At 68.8% G+C, this 18036-nt stretch carries 19 protein-coding genes and 2 riboswitches; of the genes, 5 read left to right on the top strand and 14 right to left on the bottom strand.

Annotation, left to right across the window (positions count from 1 at the left end; translation table 11 throughout):
• The first annotated feature begins 33 nt into the window (after nucleotides 1-33).
• On the top strand, nucleotides 34-648 hold the full coding sequence (locus CAL24_RS19755; protein ID WP_028352717.1) for a superoxide dismutase: 615 nt from the start codon (nucleotides 34-36) through the stop codon (nucleotides 646-648).
• A 34-nt stretch (nucleotides 649-682) separates the two neighbouring features.
• Nucleotides 683-1576, top strand: a complete 894-nt coding sequence (locus CAL24_RS19750) for a ZIP family metal transporter (RefSeq protein WP_094807680.1) — start codon at nucleotides 683-685, stop codon at nucleotides 1574-1576.
• Nucleotides 1577-1588: 12 nt separating this feature from the next.
• Here the strand turns inward: CAL24_RS19750 and CAL24_RS19745 are convergent, their stop codons facing one another.
• Genes CAL24_RS19745 through CAL24_RS19715 form a run of 7 tightly spaced genes read right to left on the bottom strand, consistent with a single transcriptional unit; the run spans nucleotide 1589 to nucleotide 7726 of the window.
• On the bottom strand, nucleotides 1589-2206 hold the full coding sequence (locus tag CAL24_RS19745) for a NapC/NirT family cytochrome c (RefSeq protein ID WP_028352715.1): 618 nt from the start codon (nucleotides 2204-2206) through the stop codon (nucleotides 1589-1591).
• Nucleotides 2207-2218: 12 nt separating this feature from the next.
• Complete coding sequence (locus CAL24_RS19740; protein ID WP_094807679.1) at nucleotides 2219-2674, bottom strand: nitrate reductase cytochrome c-type subunit; 456 nt, start codon at nucleotides 2672-2674, stop codon at nucleotides 2219-2221.
• A complete protein-coding gene (gene napH / locus CAL24_RS19735) occupies nucleotides 2671-3603 on the bottom strand; it encodes a quinol dehydrogenase ferredoxin subunit NapH (RefSeq protein ID WP_094807678.1) in 933 nt (310 codons plus the stop codon). Before napH ends, CAL24_RS19740 begins: the two co-directional genes overlap by 4 nt.
• A complete protein-coding gene (gene napG, locus CAL24_RS19730) occupies nucleotides 3600-4382 on the bottom strand; it encodes a ferredoxin-type protein NapG (protein WP_094807677.1) in 783 nt (260 codons plus the stop codon). The genes napH and napG overlap by 4 nt, the downstream gene beginning before the upstream one ends.
• A 37-nt stretch (nucleotides 4383-4419) precedes the next feature.
• A complete protein-coding gene (napA, locus tag CAL24_RS19725; RefSeq protein WP_094807676.1) occupies nucleotides 4420-6963 on the bottom strand; it encodes a nitrate reductase catalytic subunit NapA in 2544 nt (847 codons plus the stop codon).
• Complete coding sequence (locus tag CAL24_RS19720; protein ID WP_028352710.1) at nucleotides 6954-7256, bottom strand: chaperone NapD; 303 nt, start codon at nucleotides 7254-7256, stop codon at nucleotides 6954-6956. The genes napA and CAL24_RS19720 overlap by 10 nt, the downstream gene beginning before the upstream one ends.
• Nucleotides 7253-7726 (bottom strand): ferredoxin-type protein NapF, encoded by a 474-nt coding sequence (locus tag CAL24_RS19715; RefSeq protein ID WP_094807675.1) that lies wholly within the window; start codon nucleotides 7724-7726, stop codon nucleotides 7253-7255. The genes CAL24_RS19720 and CAL24_RS19715 overlap by 4 nt, the downstream gene beginning before the upstream one ends.
• 177 nt (nucleotides 7727-7903) lie before the next feature.
• A riboswitch (glycine riboswitch) is annotated at nucleotides 7904-8001 on the top strand.
• Nucleotides 8002-8037: 36 nt separating this feature from the next.
• A riboswitch (glycine riboswitch) is annotated at nucleotides 8038-8155 on the top strand.
• 81 nt (nucleotides 8156-8236) lie between these two features.
• On the opposite strand from CAL24_RS19715, the gene gcvT reads away from it, so the two are divergent.
• From gcvT to gcvP, 3 genes are all read left to right on the top strand, one after another.
• A complete protein-coding gene (gene gcvT, locus CAL24_RS19710; protein ID WP_028352708.1) occupies nucleotides 8237-9337 on the top strand; it encodes a glycine cleavage system aminomethyltransferase GcvT in 1101 nt (366 codons plus the stop codon).
• Between the two features lie 68 nt (nucleotides 9338-9405).
• Nucleotides 9406-9783: a glycine cleavage system protein GcvH gene (gcvH, locus tag CAL24_RS19705; RefSeq protein WP_028352707.1), complete on the top strand. Its 378-nt coding sequence runs from the start codon at nucleotides 9406-9408 to the stop codon at nucleotides 9781-9783.
• A gap of 65 nt (nucleotides 9784-9848) precedes the next feature.
• Nucleotides 9849-12722 (top strand): aminomethyl-transferring glycine dehydrogenase, encoded by a 2874-nt coding sequence (gene gcvP / locus CAL24_RS19700; protein ID WP_028352706.1) that lies wholly within the window; start codon nucleotides 9849-9851, stop codon nucleotides 12720-12722.
• A 66-nt stretch (nucleotides 12723-12788) separates the two neighbouring features.
• On the opposite strand, the gene ccmI is transcribed toward gcvP, so the two are convergent.
• The 7 genes from ccmI to CAL24_RS19665 are packed head-to-tail and all read right to left on the bottom strand — an operon-like array spanning nucleotide 12789 to nucleotide 18029.
• Nucleotides 12789-13646 (bottom strand): c-type cytochrome biogenesis protein CcmI, encoded by an 858-nt coding sequence (ccmI, locus tag CAL24_RS19695; protein ID WP_094807674.1) that lies wholly within the window; start codon nucleotides 13644-13646, stop codon nucleotides 12789-12791.
• Complete coding sequence (locus tag CAL24_RS19690) at nucleotides 13643-14131, bottom strand: cytochrome c-type biogenesis protein (protein WP_094807673.1); 489 nt, start codon at nucleotides 14129-14131, stop codon at nucleotides 13643-13645. The genes ccmI and CAL24_RS19690 overlap by 4 nt, the downstream gene beginning before the upstream one ends.
• Nucleotides 14128-14667, bottom strand: coding sequence for a DsbE family thiol:disulfide interchange protein (locus tag CAL24_RS19685; RefSeq protein WP_094807672.1), 540 nt, complete (start codon nucleotides 14665-14667; stop codon nucleotides 14128-14130). Before CAL24_RS19685 ends, CAL24_RS19690 begins: the two co-directional genes overlap by 4 nt.
• Nucleotides 14664-16637, bottom strand: a complete 1974-nt coding sequence (locus tag CAL24_RS19680) for a heme lyase CcmF/NrfE family subunit (protein ID WP_094807671.1) — start codon at nucleotides 16635-16637, stop codon at nucleotides 14664-14666. The genes CAL24_RS19685 and CAL24_RS19680 overlap by 4 nt, the downstream gene beginning before the upstream one ends.
• Nucleotides 16634-17101 (bottom strand): cytochrome c maturation protein CcmE, encoded by a 468-nt coding sequence (ccmE, locus tag CAL24_RS19675; RefSeq protein ID WP_094807670.1) that lies wholly within the window; start codon nucleotides 17099-17101, stop codon nucleotides 16634-16636. Before ccmE ends, CAL24_RS19680 begins: the two co-directional genes overlap by 4 nt.
• Nucleotides 17098-17277: a heme exporter protein CcmD gene (ccmD, locus tag CAL24_RS19670; protein ID WP_094807669.1), complete on the bottom strand. Its 180-nt coding sequence runs from the start codon at nucleotides 17275-17277 to the stop codon at nucleotides 17098-17100. Before ccmD ends, ccmE begins: the two co-directional genes overlap by 4 nt.
• Nucleotides 17274-18029, bottom strand: a complete 756-nt coding sequence (locus tag CAL24_RS19665; RefSeq protein WP_094807668.1) for a heme ABC transporter permease — start codon at nucleotides 18027-18029, stop codon at nucleotides 17274-17276. Before CAL24_RS19665 ends, ccmD begins: the two co-directional genes overlap by 4 nt.
• Nucleotides 18030-18036 lie beyond the last annotated feature (7 nt).

Here is an 18036-nt window from a genome sequence, read left to right as displayed (position 1 = left end):
CTTCCGTCCCGGAAGCCCGAGAAGGAGTCTTGCATGGCCTATACCTTGCCCGATTTGCCATACGCCTACGATGCGCTGGAGCCGCACATCGATGCGCTGACGATGGAAATCCACTACACCAAGCATCACCAGACCTACATCAACAATCTCAACGCCGCGCTCGAAGGGGCGGGGCTGCCGGCCGACCAGCCCGTGGAGCAACTGGTGGGGCGGATCGATACCCTGCCCGAATCGGTGCGCACGGCCGTGCGCAACAACGGCGGCGGCCACGCCAACCACAGCCTGTTCTGGACCGTGATGTCGCCGCAGGGCGGCGGCCAGCCGCAAGGCCGGCTGGCCCAGGCCATCGATGCCGAGCTGGGCGGCATGGACGCGTTCCGCGACGCTTTCACCAAAGCCGCGCTGACACGCTTCGGCAGCGGCTGGGCCTGGCTCAGCGTCACGCCTGAAGGCAAACTGGTGGTGGAGAGTTCGGCCAACCAGGACAGCCCGCTGATGCACGGCAACACGCCGGTGCTGGGCCTGGATGTGTGGGAACACGCGTACTACCTGAAGTACCAGAATCGCCGTCCGGAATACATCGGCGCGTTCTTCAACGTGATCGACTGGAACGAAGTGGCGCGCCGTTACGAGGCCGCCAAGGGCTGAGGCCCGCCGCTCGCGCCGCCAGCGAAAGCCCTGCATGAATACCTTCAGCCGCCACCGGATCCGCCCGCAGGCCACCAGCATCAGCGTCTGGACGCTGGCCGTGCTGGTGGCCTGCCTGGGCGCGCACTCCCTCTGGCAGTACCTGGCGCCGCGCGCCCCGCATGTGGCCGATGCGCTGGCGGGCGGCCTGCTGGCCGCCGGCGCCACGGCGCTGGGGACGGTGCCGGTCATGTTCTCGCAGGCGCTGTCCGAGAAGGTGCAGGACGCGATGTTCGGGTTCGGCGCCGGCGTGATGCTGGCGGCGTGCGCTTTCTCCCTGGTCGCGCCGGGCATCGACGCTGCCGGCGAGCTGGGCCACGGGCCGTGGAGCGCCGGGCTGATCGTCGGCGGCGCCGTGCTGCTCGGGGCGGCGGTGCTGTTGGCCATGGACCGGCTGCTGCCTCACGAGCATTTCATCAAGGGCAAGGAAGGCATCGAGGTACACCGGCTGCGGCGCACCTGGCTGTTCGTGTTCGCCATCGCGCTGCACAACCTGCCCGAGGGGCTGGCGATCGGCGTGGGCTATGTCGGCAATGACCCGGTGCGCGGCAGCGCCCTGGCAACCGGCATTGCCATCCAGGACGTGCCCGAGGGGCTGGTGGTGGCGCTGGCCTTGTTGTCGGCCGGCTATCGGCGCAGTTTCGCCGTGGCGCTCGGCATGCTGTCCGGGCTGGTCGAGCCGGCCGGCGCGGTGCTGGGCGCCGTCGTGGTGGGGTGGTCGGCGGCGCTGCTGCCGTGGGGCCTGGGGTTCGCCGCGGGCGCGATGTTGTTCGTCATCAGCCACGAGATCATCCCCGAGTCGCACCGCAAGGGGCATGAGGTCTATGCCACTTGCGGCTTGATGCTCGGCTTCGTGCTGATGATGCTGCTGGATACGGCGCTGGCGTAGCGGCGCGGCCGCTCAATTGGGATGCAGCACGCCGGCCGGCAGGCCGTCGGGCTTGGGCTGGCCGATGGACTGCTCGATGGCCGGCAGGCTGTGGGCGATGCCCTTGTGGCAATCGATGCAGGTCTGGCCTTCGTCGAACCCTTGCTGGTGCATGCGCGCCGACCGGGGGCTCTGCCCGGCATAATCGAAGTAGCTGTAGTCGTGGCAGTTGCGGCATTCCTGCGAGTTGTTGGCCTTCATGCGGCGCCACTCGTTCTGGGCCAGCTGCGCGCGCTTGGCCTCGAACTTCTCGCGCGTGTCGATGGTGCCCAGGAAATGATGCAGCAGCTCGTTGGACGCATATATCTTGCGCACCATCTTCGGCCCCCATTCCTTGGGCACATGGCAGTCCGAGCAGACCGCGCGCACGCCGGTGGGGTTCGAGTAATGGACGGTATTGCGGTATTCCTGGTAGACGTTATCGTTCATTTCATGGCACGAGATGCAGAAGCTCTCGGTGTTGGTCCATTCCATGACCGTGTTGAAGCCGCCCCAGAATACGATGCCCAGCACGAACGCCAGGCCCATCGAGCTGAACACGATGCCCCACGCCCGTCGCGGCAGGCCCTTGATCCAGTTGATCGGTTTCATGCTGCACGCTCTCTAGTTCAGGCTGGGGACGCGCTGGAAGATGTTTTCCACCAACGGCTTGGCATCGCTCTGGGTGACATGGCACTGCATGCAGAAATAGCGGCTGGGGCTGACCGACGACAGTTCGCGCCCCGTGGCGTCGCGGAAATGGGTGATGGAGATCTTCGGCGAATTGGTGGCCTGCGCGCGCCCCCACGCGTGGCAGTCCAGGCACTTGTTGAACTTGAGCGTCACCGGGTAATTGCTGCTGGCGTGCGGCACCAGGGGCGGCTGCTGGACGAAGTCGCGGGGCAGGGTGGCGCCCACGTCGAGCTCCTGCCGGTAGATGTTCGCATGGTGCTCGGATTCGGCCACCGAGTTCTGGCGCAGGCTCTTGACCGTGGCCGCATCGTCGGCAGAAACCGGAGGGGTACCGATCAGCAGGCCCGCGAGCAGGCCGAGGGCGATCCTGTGGATGGCGCTTTTCATTGTTGACTCCTGTGGGAGAACCGGTGGCTCATGTGGAATACATCCTTGCTGCAGACGTCGATGCAGCGGCCGCACGTCGTGCAGTCGGAGGCGAGGATGACGGGGTGGTCCTGGCCGGCGGACTTGAGCGCCGGACGGATGACCTGGGGTTCGGGGCAGACGTTGTAGCAGTCCATGCAGTCGTCGCAGGCCTCGCGCCCGGCGGCATTGACCCGCAGCAGGGCGGTCTTCCCCAGCAGCCCGTAGAAGGCGCCGACCGGGCAGACATGGCCGCACCAGCCGCGCGGGGCGACCAGCAGGTCGTACAGGAACACGCCCAGCACCAGCGCCCACACCGCCCCGAAGCCGAACACCAGCGCGCGATGGAACATGGACACGGGATTGACCCATTCCCAGGCGATGGTGCCGGTGACCGTCGAGGCGACCAGGGTGGCCGCCAGCAGCCAGACGCGCAGGTGCTTGGGCGGCGTGCGGCCGCTGGCGCGGATCTTCAGCTTGCGGCGCAGCCAGGCGGCGGCATCGGTGACCGGGTTCATGGGACATACCCACGAACAGTACAGGCGTCCGCCGAACAGCAGATAGAAACCCAGCACGATGGCGGCGCCGATGATGGCCGTGCGGTGCGGCAGGTGCAGGGCGGCCAGGCTCTGCGCCAGCTGGTAGGGGTCGGTCAGGGGCAGGAGGTCGAGCGTGAGGCTCGACGCCAGGTTGCCTTTGACCGGCCGCCACGGCTGGTCGAGGATGCCGCGCTGCATCAGCCATACGGTGGCCGGCCCGATCAGGAACAGGGCCAGCAGCCCGACCTGGGTGGCGCGCCTGAGCAGCAGCCAGCGGTTGGCGCGCAGCCAGCCCTTGCTGGCGGTGGCGGCCGCCGTGGGGTTGCGCCCGGCGACGTTGGGACGCTTGGGCTTGGGAGGCGCGGGGTTCATGGCTGGCCTCCGGACGTGGCGGGCACGGGATCATCCAGGCCGCGCACCGGCAACTGGACCTGTTCGCCGATCAGCGAGCCGCCGGCTTTCTCGGCCTCTTCCCAGCCCTTGCGATAGTGGCCCGCGGCGGAGCCCTGGGCGATCGCGTGCGGCAGCACCTTGATGGCCGCCGCGCCGGGCAGCACGCAGCTTTGCTCGCATTTGCCGCAGCCGGTGCAACGGTCGGAGTGGACCGTGGGCAGCAGCATGGCGTGGCGGTCGGAGCGCGGATTGTGGTGCAGTTCCAGGGTGATGGCCTCGTCGATCAGCGGACAGACGCGATAGCACACGTCGCAGCGCAGGCCGAGATAGTTCAGGCAGGTTTCCTGGTCGATCAGCACCGCCAGCCCCATGCGGGCGTCCTCGATGTCGGTCAGCCCGTGGTCCAGCGCGCCGGTGGGACAGGCCGGCACGCACGGGATGTCCTCGCACATTTCGCATGGCACCGCGCGCGCGTCGAAATAAGGCGTGCCGGTGGGAACGGCGCGCCCCAGGGTCGCCAGCTTCAGGGTGTCGTAGGGGCAGGCGCGCACGCACAGCCCGCAGCGCACGCAGGCGGCCAGGAAGTCGGCTTCCGGCAGGGCGCCGGGCGGGCGCAGGGTGGTGGCCGGCAGCGAGCCGGCTTGCCGGGCGTACAGGCCCAGCCCCAGGGTCACGGCGCAGGCGCCGCCGATGGCGGCGGCCGACTGCTGCAGGAACTGGCGGCGGCTGGCCGGGGTAGCGGGGGCTTGATCCGTCATGGCATGGCTCGCGGTGGCGTGGACCGGCTGCGCCGCGTCAGGCCTTGAGCACCTTGACCGCGCATTTCTTGAAGTCGGTTTCCTTCGAGAGCGGGCAGGTCGCGTCCAGCGTCAGCTTGTTGGTCAGGCGGCCTTCGTCGAAGAACGGCATGAACACCAGGCCCCGCGGCGGCTTGTTGCGTCCGCGCGTCTCGACGCTGGCCAGCACCTCGCCGCGCCGCGAGACGATCTTGCATTGCATGCCGCGCTGCAGGCCGCGGCTCTTGGCGTCGTCCGGGTGCATGAACAGCACCGCCTCCGGCGCGGCGCGGTGCAGCTCGGGCACGCGGCGGGTCATCGACCCGGTATGCCAGTGTTCCAGCACGCGCCCGGTGCACAGCCAGAGGTCGTAGTCCTGGTCGGGGCTCTCGGCCGGCGGCTGGTAGGGCAGCGCGAAGATGTTGGCGCGGCCATCCTTGTTGCCGTAGAACTTGATGTCCTCGCCGGCCTTGACGTAGGGGTCGTAGCCTTCGCGGAAGCGCCACAGGGTTTCCTTGCCATCGACCACGGGCCAGCGCAGGCCGCGCGACCGGTGGTACAGGTCGAAATCGGCCAGGTCGTGGGCGTGGCCGCGGCCGAACTTGGCGTATTCCTCGAAGAGCCCCTTCTGCACGTAGAAACCGAAGTGCTCGGACTCGTCGTTCATGTAGCCGTCGATGGCGTGGGCGTTGACGCGCGGCACGTCGTCCACGGGGTAGCGGTCCGCCACGCCGTTGGCGAACAGCACGTCGTAGAGTGTCTTGCCGCGGTACTCGGGCTTCTTGTCGAGCAGTTCGGCGGGCCAGACTTCCTCCATGGCGAAGCGCTTGGCGAACTCCAGGTACTGCCAGAGGTCGGAACGCGACTCGCCGGGCGCCTTGACCTGCTGGCGCCAGAACTGGGTGCGGCGTTCGGCATTGCCGTAGGCGCCTTCTTTCTCGACCCACATGGCGGTGGGCAGGATCAGGTCGGCCGACAGGGCGGATACGGTCGGATACGGGTCGGATACCACGACGAAGGCGGCGGGGTTGCGCCAGCCGGGGTAGATTTCATCGTTGATGTTGGGCCCGGCCTGCATGTTGTTGGTGGTGGAGGTCCAGTAGCACTTGAGCTTGCCGTCCTTCAGGGCGCGGCTCTGCGCCACGGCGTGCAGGCCGACCTTGGGCGGGATGGTGCCGTCCGGCAGCTGCCACAGCTCCTCGGCCAGCTTGCGATGCGCCGGGTTGCCGACCACCATGTCGGCGGGCAGGCGATGCGCGAAGGTGCCGACCTCGCGGGCGGTGCCGCAGGCCGAGGGCTGGCCGGTGAGCGAGAACGGGCCGCAGCCCGGCTGCGAGATCTTGCCGGTCAGCAGGTGCACGTTGTAGATCATGTTGTTGACCCACGTGCCGCGCGTATGCTGGTTGAAGCCCATGGTCCAGAACGAGACCACCTTCTTGTCGGGGTCGGCATACAGTTCGGCCATGCGCTGCAGGTGCGCGGCCGGAACGCCGGAGAGCCTGGCCGTGTACTCGAGGGTGTAGGTCGAGACGAACTCCGCGAATTCCTCGAAGCTGCTGGCGGCGGCGCCGCCGGGGTCGCCCTTCGGCGCGCCGTCGGCGCCGGGATAGCCGTTGGCGCTGGCGCCCTGTTCGCGCGGATCGTTGGGGCGCAGGCCATAGCCGATGTCGGTGACGCCGGTCTTGAAGTTGACGTGCTGCTCGACGAACTGCTGGTTGACCTTGCCGTTCTGGATCAGGTAATTGCACAGGTAGTTCAGGATGGCCAGGTCGGTCTGCGGCGTGAAGATCATGCCGTTGTCGGCCAGCTCGAAGCTGCGGTGCTCGAAGGTGGACAGGACGTGCACTTCGCAGCCGGGGTGCGTCAGGCGGCGGTCGGTGATGCGGCTCCACAGGATGGGATGCATTTCGGCCATGTTCGAGCCCCACAGCACGAAGGCATCGGCGTGCTCGATGTCGTCGTAGCAGCCCATCGGTTCGTCGATGCCGAAGGTTCGCATGAAGCCGACCACGGCGCTGGCCATGCAGTGGCGCGCGTTGGGGTCCAGGTTGTTGCTGCGGAAGCCCGCCTTGTACAGCTTGGAGGCGGCATAGCCTTCCCAGATGGTCCATTGGCCGGAGCCGAACATGGCGATGGATTCCGGGCCGCTGGTCTTGAGGGCCTCTTTCCATTTGCTGGCCATGATGTCGAAGGCCTCGTCCCAGCTGACCGGCGTGAATTCGCCGTCCTTGTCGTAGACCCCGCCTTTCTTGCGCAGCATGGGGCGGGTCAGGCGGTCGGCGCCGTACATGATCTTCGACAGGAAGTAGCCCTTGATGCAGTTCAGGCCGCGATTCACCGGGGCTTCCGGATCGCCCTGGGTGGCCACCACGCGTCCGCCCTGGACGCCGACCAGCACGGAACAGCCCGTGCCGCAGAAGCGGCAGGGCGCCTTGTCCCAGCGCACCTGCAGCGGCGCGCCGCCGGCCTGCGCCGTGGCCGCGCCAGGCAGGGCAATGCCTGCGGTGGCCGCCGCTGCGGCGACCGCGTTGGTCTTGATGAATTCGCGTCTGTTCAATGACATGATGGAGCTCCCAGGGCCGGGGGTCGGTGGAGGGATGAAGGTTCGCCGGCGGGCGGCGCATCGTCTTCGCTGTATTCGTAGGCCAGCGTTGCCGACAGTACGTGTGGAACCTTGTGGGCGGCGAGGATGGAGTCGGCGGTGCTGTAGCCCGGGCCGTCTTCCACGGTGATGATCAGCTTGCCGGTGGCGCTGTCGCGCGCATGGACCTGCACGCCGGGGATGGCGCCCAGCGCGCCGGCGGCCGCGTCCAGGTGAGGGGGCGGTACCCGCATGACGAGGCTGGCGATTCTCATGCCGCCTCCAGTTCGATGGCGTTGGCCGGGCAACTGGCCAGGCATTGCCCGCACCCGGTGCATTCGGCCGGCTCGACGCGCGGGCGGGCCGGGCCGCCGGCTTGCCGGGCGAAGCGGATGGCGCCGGCCGCGCAGGCTTCGCCGCACACCCGGCATTCGACCGCGCGATGCGCCAGGCAGGCCGTGCCGGGCCGGGCGCGCCAGGCGAAGGCGTCGGCGGCCGCCAGGCCCGCCCGCAACGCGCCGGGCCGGCAGCGCGCGGCGCAGTTGCCGCAGAAATCGCAGCCGCCGCGGGCCGGCTCGATGACGGGATAGCGGCCGGCGCCATGGCGCAGCAGGCCGTGCGGACAGGCCCGGATGCAGTCGCCGCAGGCAGTGCAGAGATCCAGGAACCGGGCCTCGGGCATGGCCCAGGGAGGGCGTACCGGAGGCTTCGAGCCTGTCAGCAGGCGGCGCCGGGTGAAGTCCATGTAAGTAATTCCATAAAACCTGTAAGGAATTATGGTTATGGCCCTGCCGGGGCCACCTTGACTGTGGTCAAGGGGCCAGACCCAGGGTTGACACGGGTCAAGCTGCCGGCCGGGCCAGCGGCCTGACAGCGCGAACTTTTCCGCGGCTGGCTTTCGATGTATGCTTCACGCGCTGTCACGCATGTCGCGGGAGAGAGCGGCCATTTGTTACATGGCTGCCGCCGAAGGCGCAATTCGCCCGGAATCGCTCAGGTAACCCATACCGCGCTGCATCAGCCATCCCGCCCGGCCGTGCCGGGCCTGCATGGCCGAAACAGCACTCTGGAGAGACCTGGCGCCGCGGCCATCGGCATGCGCGCAGCCCAGGCGCCGAAGGTGCAAACCCGCTGGTGCGGGGCAACTCTCAGGCAAAAGGACAGAGGGGCGGAAAATCCAGCCGGTTCCGGGCGTTTTCCGCTTCCGGGCCGGCATTCCGTAACCCTGGCGATGCCGCCGCACCGGAGCCCGTCCATGTCCGCCCCCCTCAAACGCACTCCCCTGGCCGCTGCGCACGTCGCGGCAGGCGCCCGCATGGTCGATTTCGGTGGCTGGGAGATGCCGCTGGCCTATGGCTCGCAGCTCGAGGAGCATCATGCGGTGCGCCGCGATGCGGGCATGTTCGACGTTTCCCACATGCTGAATGCCGACGTCACCGGCCCGGATGCCCGCGCGTTCCTGCGCCGCCTGGTGGCCAACGACGTCGCCAGGCTCGCGGCCCCCGGCAAGGCGCTGTATACCTGCATGCTGAATCCCGAAGGCGGCATCATCGACGACCTGATCGTCTATTTCTTCGCCGACGAGGAATGGCGCCTGGTGGTCAACGCCGCCACGGCCGACAAGGACATCGCCTGGATGCAGCGCGTCGCCGCGGCCGGCCGTTTCGACGTGGCCATCGCCCCGCGCCGCGACCTGGCCATGATCGCCGTTCAAGGGCCCAATGCCCGCGCCAAGGTCTGGGCCGCGCGGCCGGGCTGGCAGGGCGCGACCGAGCCGCTCACGCCGTTCGTGGCGGCCCAGGTCGACGACGACGCGCTGGTGGCCCGCACCGGCTACACGGGCGAGGACGGGTTCGAGATCGTCGTGCCTGCCGCACAGGCGGAGGCCCTGTGGAACGACCTGGCCGCCCAGGGCGTGCGGCCCTGCGGGCTGGGCGCGCGCGACACGCTGCGCCTGGAGGCCGGCATGAACCTGTACGGCCAGGACATGGACGAACTGACCCAGCCGGACCAGGCCGGGTTGTCCTGGACGGTCTCGCTCAAGGATGCGGCGCGGCGCTTCGTCGGCCGCGACGCGCTCGAGCAGTTCGCCGCGCCCTGCGGCTTCGTCGGCCTGAAGCTGCAGGAACGCGGCGTCATGCGCGCCCATATGGCGGTGCGCACGCCGTCCGGCGCCGGGGAGGTCACCAGCGGCACGATGTCGCCGACGCTGGGCGTGTCGATCGGCCTGGCCCGGGTTCCCGGCGATGTCCAGCCCGGCCAGACGGTCGAGGTCGATATCCGCGGCAAATGGGTTCCGGCCCTGGTATGCAAATTGCCGTTCGTACGCCATGGCAAGGCGGTCGAACACCCGTAAACTGCCAGCATGCGCCGGCAGGGGTGCCGGCGCAGGCGCGCATTTCCCATATCCAGGAGTTTTCATTCATGAGCCTGCCCACTGACCGCAAGTACACCAAATCCCACGAATGGGTCAAAGCCGAGGGCGACGTCTTCGTCGTCGGCATTACCGATAACGCTCAGGACCAGCTCGGCGACCTCGTCTTCGTCGGCGACGTGAACGTCGGCGCCAAGCTGAAGGCCGGCGATACCGCCGGCGTGGTCGAGTCGGTCAAGGCCGCGTCTGACATCTACGCGCCGGTCACCGGCGAGATCGTGGCTTTCAACGACGAGCTCGAAAGCACGCCGAACCTGATCAACGAATCGGCCTACACCGCCTGGATCTTCAAGATCAAGCCGGACAACGCGGCCGACCTCGACAACCTGCTGGACGCCGCCGGCTACGAAGCCGTGGCCAACAGCTGATACGGCATGCCGCGCGGCCGCCCAGCGGGCCGCGCGGCGCTTTTCCCGCCACCCCGAGATATTCCATGTCGCGCGCCCTAGACACCCATACCGATTTCATCCCCCGCCACATCGGCCCGACCGCGGACGAGCAGCAGCAAATGCTGGCCGCCGTGGGTTGCTCCAGCCTGGACGAACTGCTCCAGGAAGTGGTGCCGCCGAAGATCCGCAGCCAGGCGCCGCTGGCGCTGCCCGCTTCGCGCAGCGAGCCGGACGTGCTGGCCGAGCTCAAGGCCATCGCCGGCCGCAATCGCGTCTACCGCAATTACATCGGCCAGGGTTACTACGGCACGCATACGCCCAATGTGGTGCTGCGCAACGTGCTCGAGAATCCGGCCTGGTATACGGCCTATACGCCATACCAGCCCGAGATTTCGCAAGGCCGCCTGGAAGCCCTGCTGAACTACCAGACCATGGTGGCGGATCTCACCGGGCTGGACATCTCCAACGCCTCGTTGCTGGACGAGGGCACGGCCGCCGCCGAAGCGATGACGCTGGCGCGGCGTGGCTCGAAGTCCTCCAGCCAGGTGTTCTTCGTGTCGGCGCACTGCCATCCGCAGACCATCGAAGTGGTGCGCACGCGCGCCGAAGGCCTGGGTATCGAGGTCGTCGTCGGCGACGAGGCCCAGGGCCTGCCGGCTTGTTTCGGCGTGCTGCTGCAGTATCCCCACAGCCTGGGCGCCGTGGTCGACTATCGGGCGCTGGCCGAGGCGGCCCACGCACAGGGCGCGGTGGTCACGTGCGCGACCGACCTGCTGGCCCTGGCCCTGTTGACGCCGCCGGGCGAGTGGGGCGCCGACATCGCGGTCGGTTCGTCGCAGCGCTTCGGCGTGCCGTTCGGATTCGGCGGCCCGCATGCCGGTTTCATGGCCTGCAAGGACGCCTACAAGCGCAATATGCCGGGCCGCCTGGTCGGCGTGTCCAAGGATGCGCAAGGCAACACGGCCCTGCGCCTGGCCCTGCAGACGCGCGAACAGCACATCCGCCGCGAGAAGGCCACCTCGAACATCTGCACGGCCCAGGTGCTGCTGGCCGTCATGGCGGGCCTGTATGCCGTGTGGCATGGCCCTGAAGGCATCCGCCGCATCGCCACGCGCGTGCAGCGCTACACCGCCATCCTGCGCGGCGCGCTGCTCGAGCTGGGCGTCAAGGTGGTCAATGACACGTTCTTCGACACCTTGCTGCTGGAAACCGGCACGGCCACGCCGGCCATTGCCGTGGCCGCCGAATGCGAGCGCATCAACCTGCGCCGGGTGGATGGCGCGCGCCTGGCGGTCTCGCTGGACGAAACCGTGACCGCCGCCGACCTGCAGGCGCTCGTCAATGTGTTCGCGGCAGGGCTGCAGAAAGATGACCTGGCGCTGGACATCGCCACGCGCGACGCCGCCGCCGGCGGCGGCATCCCCGCCGCGTTGCAGCGCCAGGGCGCCATCCTGGCTCACCCGGTGTTTTCCAGCGTGCAGTCCGAGACCGACATGCTGCGCTACTTGCGCAAGCTGTCCGACAAGGACCTGGCGCTGGACCGCAGCATGATCCCGCTGGGTTCGTGCACCATGAAGCTGAACGCCACGGCCGAGATGATTCCGATCACTTGGCCGGAGTTCGCCCTGATCCACCCGTACGCCCCGGCCGACCAGAGCGCCGGCTATCGCGAACTGATCGAGCGCCTGTCGGCGGCCCTGTGCGAGATCACAGGCTACGACGGCATCAGCCTGCAGCCCAATTCGGGCGCCCAGGGCGAATATGCCGGCCTGCTTGCCATCCGCGGCTATCACCGCGCCAACGGCCAGGCCCAGCGCAATGTCTGCCTGATCCCCGCCTCGGCGCACGGCACCAACCCGGCCTCGGCGCAACTGGCCGGCATGGATGTGGTGGTGGTGGCGTCCGACGCCCAGGGCAACGTCGACATCGACGACCTGCGCGCCAAGCTGGAACAGGTCGGCGATCGCCTGGCCGCCTTGATGATCACCTATCCGTCGACCCACGGCGTGTTCGAGGAAGCGATCACGCAGATCTGCGACCTGGTGCACCAGGCGGGCGGCCAGGTCTACCTGGACGGCGCCAACATGAACGCCATGGTGGGCGTGGCCAAGCCGGGACACTTCGGCTCGGACGTCTCGCACCTGAACCTGCACAAGACCTTCTGCATTCCGCACGGCGGTGGCGGGCCGGGCGTCGGTCCGGTGGCGGTGCGTTCGCACCTGGCGCCGTACCTGCCTGGCGTGCTGAACGCGCAGGGCAAGCTTGGCGCCGAAGCCGGCGTGGGGCCGGTCGCGGCCGCGCCGTTCGGCTCGGCCGGCATCCTGCCCATCTCGTACGCGTATATCGCCCTGATGGGCGCCGACGGCCTGCGCCGCGCCACCGAGGTCGCCATCCTGAACGCCAATTATGTGGCGGCCCGCCTGCGCGATCACTATCCGGTGCTGTATGCCGGCCGCAATGGCCGCGTGGCGCACGAGTGCATCCTGGACGTGCGGCCGCTCAAGGACAGCAGCGGCGTCAGCGCCGAGGACATCGCCAAGCGCCTGATGGACTACGGTTTCCATGCGCCCACCATGAGCTTCCCGGTGGCCGGCACGCTGATGGTCGAGCCCACGGAATCCGAAGGCCTGGCCGAGCTGGATCGCTTCATCGAGGCGATGATCGCCATTCGCGAAGAGATCGCGCAGATCGAGCGCGGTGAACGTGACCGCGACGACAACGTGCTGAAGAACGCCCCGCATACTGCGCAGATGCTGCTGGCCGAAGAGTGGCACCACGATTACCCGCGCCAGCAGGCCGCGTATCCCGTGGCCTCGCTGCGCGAGGCCAAGTACTGGCCGCCGGTGGCGCGGGTCGACAACGCCTACGGCGATCGCAACCTGGTCTGCGCCTGCCTGCCGGTCGAAGCCTACGCCTGAAGCCGTCCGGGCCGGTTTCGATAGGCTCGGGCAGCGGCGCCGGGCAAACTTGCCCGGCGCGCAGTGTCATGGCGCCGGCGGGGCTGTCGCCTTGCGCGCCTGGTCCAGTTCGCGCGCGCGGGCAATGCCGTCGGCGATGGCGGCGCGGCTTGGGTCCGCTTCGGGCAGGGCAGCCGCCAGGCGTTCCCAGTACGCGGCGGCTTCGGCGTAGCGCTCCGCCTGGAACGCGGCCATGCCGGCCAGCCCCAGGCTGGCCGCTTCCTGCGGGTCGCCGGCCAGCGCTTCGTCGGTCAGCGCCTGCAACTGCGGCGTCCATTGCTGGTCCCCGGCGAAATACAAGGCCTGGGCCCAATGGCCCAGCAGTTCCGGCGGCCTTCCCGCCAGCGCGGCGGCGCGCTCGAAGGCGCGCGCCGCGTCCGCCATGCGGTCTTGCGCCATGTACGTGCGGCCCAGGAAGAACCAGCCTTCTGCCGAATCGGGCGCGGCCGCCAGCGACGCCTCCAGGCGCGCCGTCATTTCCTCGATGCCCTGCGCGGGGTGGCCGGCGTATTGTCGCGCCAGCATGACGCGGTCGAGCGAGCCCCAGTGCAGGTACAGGGCCAGCCCCAGCAGCGGCGCCAATACGGCCATCGCCAGGGGAACGGCCCGGCCCAGCGGCGCATCGGCGGCGCGGCCGGGGCTGCCGTGCGCAGCGTCGAGCAGTTCGCGGGCCGCCTCGATCCGGGCGGCTTCGAGCTGCGCCGCGGTGAGGGCGCCGGCGCCATGCTGCATTTCCAGTTCGCGCACCCGTTCCCGGTAAAGGCCGACGTTCAGGCCGGCGCGGTCGGCATCGGCGCGCGCGCGCGGCGCCCGCAACTGCGGCCCCAGGATGAAGGCCAGGGCCGCCAGGAGCAACAGCGCCGCATAGAGCCAGAAAGCAGTCATGAGTCTTGCCCGGGGGGAGGGCCGGAGGCGTCCAGCAGGCTGGCCAGGCGCCGCCGCTCGGTGTCGGACAAGGGGAGCGCGGCCGCCGCCGATGCGCGGCGCCTCCTGGCGACGATCGCCGCCAGCGCGGTGCCTCCCGCCAGCAGCAGCGCGACGGGGCCGAACCACAGCAGCGCGGTACGAGTCGCCAATGGCGGGTCGTACAACACGAAATCGCCGTAACGCGAGACCATGAAGTCGATGATCTGGTCATCGCTCCGGCCTTCGCCCAGCATGCGGTGGATCTCGCCGCGCAAGTCGTTGGCGATAGGCGAGTTCGATTCGGCGATGTTCTGGTTCTGGCACTTGGGGCAGCGCAGCACCGCGGCCAGGTCGCGATAGCGCTGGCGCTGGCCGTCGTCGGCGAACTCGTGGGTGTCGATGGCCGCCAGGCCTTGCCCGTGCAAGCCCGCGCCCAGCACGATGGCGGCGATCAGGCGTTTCATGGCGCGGCCTCCTGCAGCAGTGCGTCATAGACGGGAGCGAGTTTCTCTCGCCAGACGCGTTCGTCGATGACGCCGACATACTTCTCGCGAATGATGCCGCGAGCGTCGATGAAGAATGTCTCGGGCGCGCCGTATACGCCGAGGTCCAGCCCCAGGGCGCCGGCGGCATCTTCGATGTTCAGCCGGTACGGGTTGTGCAGCGTGCGCAGCCAGCGCTGCGCCGCGTCGCGGTCGTCCTTGTAGTTGACGCCGTAGATGACCACGCCTTGCTTGGCCAGCTGATTCAGTACGGGGTGCTCCTGCCGGCACGACGGACACCAGGTCGCCCAGACATTCACCAGCGCCGGCCGGCCCTGGATGTGGTCGCGCGTCAGCGTGCGGGCCGGATCGTCGAGGGATGGCAGCGCGAAGGCGGGAAACGGCTTGCCGATCAGGGCGGAGGGCAGCCTGGAGGGGTCGAGGAACAAGCCGCGGTACAGCAGTATCGCAATGACCAGGAACAATGCCAGCGGCAGCAGCAACAAGGCACGTTTCATGATTGCATCCCGGCGATCGAGGCGGCCTGCGCGGGCCGGACAGCCGGCCGCGGGCGATAGCGCCGGTCGGCCGCTGCCAGGAAACCGCCCAGGGCCATCAGCAGCGCGCCCAGCCAGATCCAGCGCACGAACGGCTTGATGTGCACGCGTACCGCCCAGGCGCCGTCGGCCAGCGGTTCGCCCAGGGCCACGAACAGGTCGCGCGTGAAGCCGCCCTGGATGCCGGCTTCCGTCATGGTTGCCTGCTGGACCTGGTAGACCCGCTTTTCCGGGTGCAGCCGGGCGACTTCGCGACCGTTGCGCATGACGCTCATGCCGCCCCGGTCGGCAGTGTAGTTGGGGCCCTGTATCTTGGTCGTGCCCTCGAACACGAAGCGATAGCCGCCCAGCTCGACCACGTCGCCGGGCGCCATGCGCAGGTCACGCTCGAGATTGCCGATGCTGGTCAGCACGGCGCCCAGCGCGCACATGGCGAAGCCCAGGTGGGCGAGATGCATGCCCCAGTAGCTGCGTCCCAGCAATGGCAGGCCCTTGGCCAGGCCCCGGTGGCGCGTCTTGTCGTAGACATCGCGCAGGCCCGCGAGCACGATCCAGGCCGCCAGCAAGCAGACGGCCGCCACGGCCCAATCGAACCGGCCGTGCAGCATGGTGCCGGCCAGCGCGGCCACCACGCAGCCCGCCAGCGCCGGAGCGAGCCGGCGCGCCAGCCAGCCGGCCGGCGTGTCTTTCCAGCGGGTCAGCACGCCGATGGCGGTCGCGATCATCAGCAATGCCATCAGCGGCACGAACAGGGCGTTGAAATAGGGCGGCCCGACCGACAGCTTGGCGCCGGTCAGCGCGTCGAGGATGAGCGGATAGAGCGTGCCGAGCAGGATCATCGCGGCCGCCACTGACAAGAGCAGGTTGTTGACCAGCAGCAGCGTCTCGCGCGACCAGATGCCGAACCCGACCTGGCTGTTGACGACCGGCGCCCGCAGCGCGAACAGCGCAAGGGAGCCGCCCACCACCACCAGCAGGAATACCAGGATGAACACCCCGCGCGCCGGGTCGGTGGCGAAGGCATGCACCGAGGTCAGCACGCCCGAGCGGACCAGGAACGTGCCCAGCAGGCTGAGCGAGAACGCCGCGATGGCGAGCAGCACGGTCCAGCTCTTGAACACGCCGCGTTTCTCGGTCGCCGCCAGCGAGTGCATCAGCGCCGTGCCCACCAGCCACGGCATGAACGAGGCATTCTCGACCGGGTCCCAGAACCACCAGCTGCCCCAGCCCAGTTCGTAGTAGGCCCACCACGATCCCAGGGCGATGCCCAGGCCGAGGAACGCCCACGCGACGGTCGTCCAGGGACGCGACCAGCGCGCCCAGGCGGCGTCCAGCTTGCCGTCCAGCAGCGCCGCGATGGCGAAGGCGAACGCCACCGAGAAGCCGACATAGCCCATATACAGCATGGGCGGGTGGACGATCAGCCCGAAGTCCTGCAGCAGCGGATTGAGGTCGCGGCCGTCGGCGGGCGCGTCGGGCAACAGGCGCTCGAACGGGTTCGAGGTGGCGATCAGGAACAGCAGGAAGCCGATGCTGATCATGCCCATCACAGCCAGCACGCGCGCCAGCATGGTGGCGGGCAACTGGCGGGCGCCGACGGAAACGGCGAAGGTCCAGCCGGCCAGCATCAGGGCCCACAGCAGCAGGGAACCCTCGTGCGCGCCCCATATCGCGCTGAGCTTGTAGTACCAGGGCAGCATGCTGTTGGAGTTGTGGGCCACATAGGCGACCGAGAAATCGTCTGCCAGGAAGGCATGCGCAAGACAGCCGAAGGAAAACAACAGGAAGGCGAACTGCCCCCAGGCGGCCGGCGCCGCCAGTTCCATCCAGCGGCGATCGCCGCGCCAGGCGCCGGCCAGCGGCAAGCTTGCCTGCACCGCGGCGAGGCAGAGCGCCAGGATCAGGGCCAGCAGGCCGAGCTCGGGAATCATCGGGCCGGCTCCCGTCCGCCCTGCGGGCCGGGACCGGCCGCGCCACCCTGTTCCAGCGCATGCATGGCCTCGGGCGGCATGTAGTTCTGATCGTGCTTGGCCAGCACCTCGTCGGCGTGCAGCACGCCGTGCTGGTCGAGCCGACCCAGCGCGACAATGCCCTGGCCCTCGCGGAACAGGTCGGGCAGGATGCCCTGGTAGCGCACCAGGATGCTGTTCGCGCCGTCGGTCACGCCGAAGCGCAGCGCCAGCGAATCCGGCGAGCGTTGCAGCGAACCGGTTTCGACCAGGCCGCCGGCCCGGATGCGTGTGTCGCGCGGCGCTTCACCGGCGACGATCTGGCTGGGCGTATAGAACAGGTTGATGTTTTCCTGCAGGGCGGCCAGAGCCAGCGCGACGGCCGCGCCGGCGCCGCAGACCAGGGCCACGATCCAGTACAGGCGCTTCTTGCGGGCAGGGGTCATCGCAGTGCCTCCCGGCGCCGGCGCCGCGCCAGGTCGTTCAGGTAGCGGCGCCGCGCCAGCACCGGCAGCGCGACGTTCAATGCCATCAGCATCGCGCACAGGCCGTAGGCGCCCCAGACGTAAACGCCATGGCCGTCCATGGCCAGGAATTCGGCAAACGACGCGAACGCGCTCATCTGCGCTCCTCGAGCAGCCGGGCGATTTCGCTGCCGGCCCAGCGGCTGCCGGCCTCGCGCCGCAGCACTTCCAGGCGCATGCGCGCGAACAGCACCGCGCCGAAGAAGCAATAGAAGCCCGCCACCGCCAGCAGCAGCGGCAACCACATCTGCGCCGGCATGGCCGGCTTCTGCGCGAGCGAGAAGCTGGCGGGCTGGTGGAGCGTGTTCCACCATTCGACCGAGTACTTGATGATGGGAATGTTGACCACGCCGACCAAGGCCAGCACCGCGCACGCGCGGGCCGCGCTGTCGCGGTTGGTGATTGCCTGGCCCAGCGCGATCACGCCCAGGTACAGGAACAGCAGGATCAGCATCGATGTGAGGCGCGCGTCCCAGACCCAATAGGCGCCCCACGTGGGCTTGCCCCAGATGGCGCCGGAGGCCAGCGCGATGACGGTCATCCAGGCGCCGATGGGGGCGGCCTGCCGCAGGGCCACATCGGCCAGCTTCATTTTCCAGACCAGGCCCGCCACGCCCGCCGCCGCCAGCACGAGATAAATGGACTGGGCCAGCAAGGCGGCCGGCACATGGATGTAGATGATGCGGAAGCTGTTGCCCTGCTGGTAATCGGGCGGCGCGAACGCCAGGCCCCATCCCAGGCCGATGGCAATCAGCAGCGCGCTGGCGCCGGCCAGCCAGGGCAGGCATTTGCCGCTCATGTCGTAGAACCACTTGGGCGAGCCCCACTTGTGCAGCCAGGTCCGGATCATTCGGGTC

Origin of the sequence: Bordetella genomosp. 2 (assembly GCF_002261345.1) — a bacterium.
Lineage (GTDB): Bacteria > Pseudomonadota > Gammaproteobacteria > Burkholderiales > Burkholderiaceae_B > Bordetella_A.
This window is presented reverse-complemented; position numbering and strand designations above follow the sequence as displayed.